Here is a 4439-nt window from a genome sequence, read left to right on the forward strand (position 1 = left end):
CATTATATGGGCTGCTCGACCTTTTCGAACTTCACCGTCCTGCCGGAAATCGCGGTTGCGAAAATCCGCACCGACGCGCCCTTCGACAAGGCCTGCTATGTCGGTTGCGGCGTGACGACGGGCGTGGGCGCGGTGACCAATACGGCCAAGGTTCAGGTCGGTGACAATGTCGTCGTGTTCGGCCTGGGCGGCATCGGCCTCAACGTGCTGCAGGGCGCGAAGATGGCGGGCGCCGACAAGATCATCGGTGTCGACATCAACAATTCCAAGAAGGAATGGGGCGAGAAATTCGGGATGACGCATTTCGTCAATCCGAAGGAGACCGCTGATGTGGTCGCCCATCTCGTCGAACTGACCGATGGCGGCGCGGACTATTCCTTCGATTGTACCGGCAATACGGATGTGATGCGTCAGGCGCTGGAATGCTGTCATCGCGGCTGGGGCACCTCGATCATTATCGGCGTGGCCGAGGCCGGCAAGGAAATCAGCACACGGCCCTTCCAGCTGGTCACCGGGCGCAACTGGCGCGGCACGGCCTTCGGTGGCGCGAAAGGGCGCACCGACGTGCCCAAGATCGTCGACTGGTACATGAACGGCAAGATCCAGATCGACCCGATGATCACCCACGTCATGAAGCTGGACAAGATCAATGACGCGTTCGACCTGATGCATGCTGGCGAGAGCATTCGGAGCGTGGTGGTTTACGACTAGGGCGGACACGTTCAGAGTGACCGGGGAGGAACTATCCAATGACCATCGTAAAACGCAATCTCGACATCTACCGCACGCGCCTGATCACGCTGCAGAATATTCTTGGCCGGGCCGAGGCGGAGCTGTTTCCGGACGACGCGGCGAAGACAGCCCTGCTGACGGCGCGGCTGGCCGAGGACATGCTGCCTCTGCCGAACCAGCTCTGGTTCACGTGCCGTCAGGCAGAATTACTTCTGGGCAAGCTAAACGACACGCCTGTGAAAGAGTTCGAGGTTGATACGGCGAGCTTCGCGGACCTGAAAGCCCTTGTGGCCGAGACGATTTCCCGGATCGAGGCGCAGACCGACACGAAGGAAAGCTTCGCCGAGGCGAAGACCTCTCTCGAACTGCCAAGCATGCCGACGCTTTCCATGACTGGCCAAGACTATATCGACGAATGGCTGACGCCGAACTTTTATTTCCATCTCGTCACCGCCTACGACATCCTGCGGGCCAAAGGGCTGGCCATCGGCAAAGCAGACTATTTGAGCCATCTGCGTCCGCTGCTGGCGGCGGCTATGGCAAGCTGACGCGGGGGGAGGCCGAAATCCCTCTGGCGCTGTTTCGGCGGCTGAGGCACAAATTCCCCATCCACAAGGAGGAAACACATGTTCAGTCACGTCATGGTCGGCACGAACGATCTGGAAAAATCAAAGAAATTCTACGACGCGCTTTTCAAGTCGCTGGGCGGGCGCGAGGCGATTGTCGATCCGAAGGGGCGACTGATCTATCTCCACAATGGCGGAACATTCCTTGTCACGCCGCCGATTGATGGCGAGCCAGCCTGTCATGCCAATGGCGGCACGATCGGTTTTGCGGTCGACAGCACCGAACAGGCCGATGCCTGGCACAAGGCCGGGATCGAAGCAGGCGGCAAGGCCATCGAAGACCCACCGGGCTGGCGAGAAGGCGGCGGCATGAAGCTCTATCTCGCCTATCTGCGCGATCCGGACGGCAACAAGATCTGCACCATGTTGCGCGGCTAGCGTGGGACGCACGTCAACTTTGGAGGGCGGCGCTGTACGCGTCGCCCTTTTTTGTGCGCGCCAGCCCCCGGAAATTGGCCCCACGGGCTCGACCTTGGCTGCAAAGCGGGTAATGATTTCTCCATGACGGAGTTTACTCACTATACGCTGATTGCGGACGGGCAGGTGTTCGAGCCGAACGCCGATTACGAGACCGAGATCGGTCCGTGCATCATGGGCATGAAGGTCTGGGCGACCGACCCGGAACAGGCCGCGGACATGATTTCTGTCATCGGCAAGCGGCTTGGCTTCAAGATGGACGGCGAGTTGCAGGTCTATGTGACCGAGCCGGACGTGCCAGCGGAAGACCAGCCCTTCGGATACGATGTTCAGTTCACGACCTATTCGGACCTTGACGATGACGAGGAGGATGGGATCGAGGGCGAAGAGCCAAAATGGATTCACTGAGGGGAAGGCGGACATGATGAGAATTTTGGGGGTGAGCGCGGCGGCCATGCTGTTGAGTGGCTGCGTCGCTATGGATGTTCAGGACATTCAGGTGAACACCTCACCCGAAGTTTCCCATTTTCCCGGCGTCACCAAAGCGGGAACGGATCTGCCCTTTTCCAAGGCCGTGCGCGTGGACGACGTAATCTATCTATCCGGCGAACTGGGCATTGATCCGGCAACGAATGAACTCGCGTCCGGAGGCGTAGGCCCTGAAACCAGCATGATCTTTGCGAATATCGAACGGACCCTTGCCGAGTTCGATGCCGACCTTTCTGATGTGGTAAAATGTTCAGTTTTCCTGGACGACATGGCGGCTTATGGCGCAATGAACGCGGCTTATGACGCAGCGCTGCCGGGCCCCAAACCGGCGCGGTCGACCTTTGGTGTCAATGGTCTGGCTCTTGGGGCAGAGGTCGAGATCGAGTGTCTCGCCGTCACGCCCTGACCCAATCAGGCGAGTGCGAGGCGATAGTCTGCGCGCGCAAGCCGGGCCGGCAGGATGAACTCTTTTAGCGCGCTGCCGCGAACACGTTCCAGCAGATCATCGGCGCGGGCGAGGGCGTCGCCGTCAAGCGCCGCATAGGCGTCGAGCGCTGCCTGCAAACGCCATAGCGGGAAGGTGCGCGCAGCGGCTGGACCTTGCGTATCCTCAATGTCGATCTCGATCTGGCCGACCGCGCGCGGCACATGTGTGCCGGGGGAAGCGGTCTCGGCCCAGTTGGCGAAGAGTTGCGCGGTCTGGTGCAGGGCCGGGAATTGCTCGCGCATCTGGCGGGCGAGGATGGGCACCAGCGTAACGGGGATTTCGTCATTGGCGGGCAGGTCGCCCTGAGGCGGGGAGCCTGCCTTCACGCGCTCGACCCAGTCGGCGACCTTGGGCGCATAGCGCCTCATCAGATCACCCGAAGCCGGGTCCCGATAGAGATGCGCATAGAGCGGGCCATAGAGCGCGAAGTCCGCCAGCGTGGCGCGGCCGCCCAGCGCATAGGGATGCACTTCCAGATGCGCGGAGAATTCGCGGAGGAAAGCCTCATAGCTCTGCTCGATCGCCGGTGCAGTGGTCGGCGAGACACCCAGCGGGGGCAGGGCGCCCTTGAAGCGTTCGCCATTGCGCTTGCCGATCTCGTATTGCTCCGGCGCCGGGCGGTCCGGGGCCGAGATTGCCCCGAATTCCTGATAGGCCCAGTCTTCATTATAGTTCCAGCGATAGTGCATGGCGGGAATGACCAGCCACTCATCGGCATAGAGTTGCAGCAGCTGGGCGACAAAGGCCTGCACCGGGCCGTCCGGGATCGCAGGCGGGGAGAGGCCTTCGGCGGCTTCGATGTGTTCGATGATGTCGGTCGTGTCCTGGACAATCTCGCCGTCCGGCGTCTTCATCACCGGGATCACGGGCCAGCCGACCGAGGGCAGGATGATGTCGCGATAAACCTGTTGGGTTGCCAGCTCCTCGACATAGTCCACGCCGCGCCAGTCGAGATAGGCGCGCGCCTTGCCCGTGTAATAACTGACGTCGGCGCCGTACAATGTATAGCCGGGCATAGATCCTCCGAAGGCTTTGGTGGGCTGGGCCCTGTTTTGGGCTAGCGGGGCGAGGCTGGCAAGGCTGACCTCGGGCGACCATGTGCGCGGCGGGGCCTTGTCCTGCAGGCTCAACCGGGCCACATCAGTGAGGTTACTTTCACTCGAATGGACAGGACCTCAGCACATGACCCTCACCCAGGTATCCGCATGGCAATCCTTTGGCGGCACGTTGTCCGTGCATGATCATGAGAGCGCGTTGCAGAACTGTACGATGCGGTTTGCGGTCTATACGCCGTCGCAGGCCGATCCGGAGAAAGTGCCGGTGCTGTGGTATCTCTCCGGCCTGACCTGCAGCTGGGCGAATGTGATGGAGAAATCCGGACTGCAGCGGGCAGCCTCCCGGCACGGAATCATGATTATTGCGCCGGATACGAGCCCGCGTGGCGACGATGTGCCGGATGATGAGGCTTATGATCTGGGTCAGGGCGCGGGCTTCTATCTGACGGCCACGCAAGAGCCGTGGGCGAAGCACTACAAGATGGATCAGTACATCACGGATGAGCTGACCAAGGTGATCGCAGAACACTTTCCTTATGCCGACATGGACCGGCAGGGCATCTTCGGTCATTCCATGGGCGGTCATGGCGCGATCACGCTGCACCTGAAGCATCCGAAAATATACAAATCCTG

At 60.8% G+C, this 4439-nt stretch carries 7 protein-coding genes; 6 read left to right on the forward strand and 1 reads right to left on the reverse strand.

Annotated features, from left to right (window positions below; translation table 11 throughout):
• From B4F73_RS04580 to B4F73_RS04600, 5 genes are all read left to right on the forward strand, one after another.
• The coding region (locus tag B4F73_RS04580) for a zinc-binding dehydrogenase (RefSeq protein ID WP_290482600.1) at window positions 1-711 on the forward strand (711 nt) is incomplete at its 5' end.
• Window positions 712-749: 38 nt separating this feature from the next.
• Window positions 750-1280, forward strand: a complete 531-nt coding sequence (locus tag B4F73_RS04585; protein WP_290482601.1) for a DUF1993 domain-containing protein — start codon at window positions 750-752, stop codon at window positions 1278-1280.
• 78 nt (window positions 1281-1358) lie between these two features.
• Entirely contained in the window at window positions 1359-1736 is a 378-nt protein-coding gene (locus tag B4F73_RS04590; protein ID WP_206991202.1) for a VOC family protein, read from the forward strand.
• A 123-nt stretch (window positions 1737-1859) separates the two neighbouring features.
• The gene (locus tag B4F73_RS04595) at window positions 1860-2183 is read left to right on the forward strand and encodes a hypothetical protein (protein ID WP_051607429.1); all 324 of its coding nucleotides are present in this window, start codon (window positions 1860-1862) and stop codon (window positions 2181-2183) included.
• 13 nt (window positions 2184-2196) lie between these two features.
• Window positions 2197-2670, forward strand: a complete 474-nt coding sequence (locus B4F73_RS04600; RefSeq protein ID WP_290482602.1) for a RidA family protein — start codon at window positions 2197-2199, stop codon at window positions 2668-2670.
• 5 nt (window positions 2671-2675) lie between these two features.
• Here B4F73_RS04600 and B4F73_RS04605 read toward each other — a convergent pair whose 3' ends face one another.
• Window positions 2676-3767: a glutathione S-transferase family protein gene (locus B4F73_RS04605; protein ID WP_290479848.1), complete on the reverse strand. Its 1092-nt coding sequence runs from the start codon at window positions 3765-3767 to the stop codon at window positions 2676-2678.
• A 166-nt stretch (window positions 3768-3933) separates the two neighbouring features.
• Between B4F73_RS04605 and B4F73_RS04610 the strand changes: the two genes are divergently transcribed.
• A partial coding sequence (locus tag B4F73_RS04610; RefSeq protein WP_290482603.1) for an alpha/beta hydrolase-fold protein occupies window positions 3934-4439 on the forward strand: 506 nt, incomplete at its 3' end.

The organism is Hyphomonas sp. UBA3601 (assembly GCF_002375605.1).
Lineage (GTDB): Bacteria > Pseudomonadota > Alphaproteobacteria > Caulobacterales > Hyphomonadaceae > Hyphomonas.

What these genes read in the sequence shown, in the direction of transcription:
- B4F73_RS04605 (WP_290479848.1), bottom strand. Translation starts at nt 3,767, where the DNA reads ATGCCCGGCTATACATTGTACGGCGCCGACGTCAGTTATTACACGGGC.
- B4F73_RS04600 (WP_290482602.1), top strand. Translation starts at nt 2,197, where the DNA reads ATGATGAGAATTTTGGGGGTGAGCGCGGCGGCCATGCTGTTGAGTGGC.
- B4F73_RS04590 (WP_206991202.1), top strand. Translation starts at nt 1,359, where the DNA reads ATGTTCAGTCACGTCATGGTCGGCACGAACGATCTGGAAAAATCAAAG.
- B4F73_RS04595 (WP_051607429.1), top strand. Translation starts at nt 1,860, where the DNA reads ATGACGGAGTTTACTCACTATACGCTGATTGCGGACGGGCAGGTGTTC.
- B4F73_RS04585 (WP_290482601.1), top strand. Translation starts at nt 750, where the DNA reads ATGACCATCGTAAAACGCAATCTCGACATCTACCGCACGCGCCTGATC.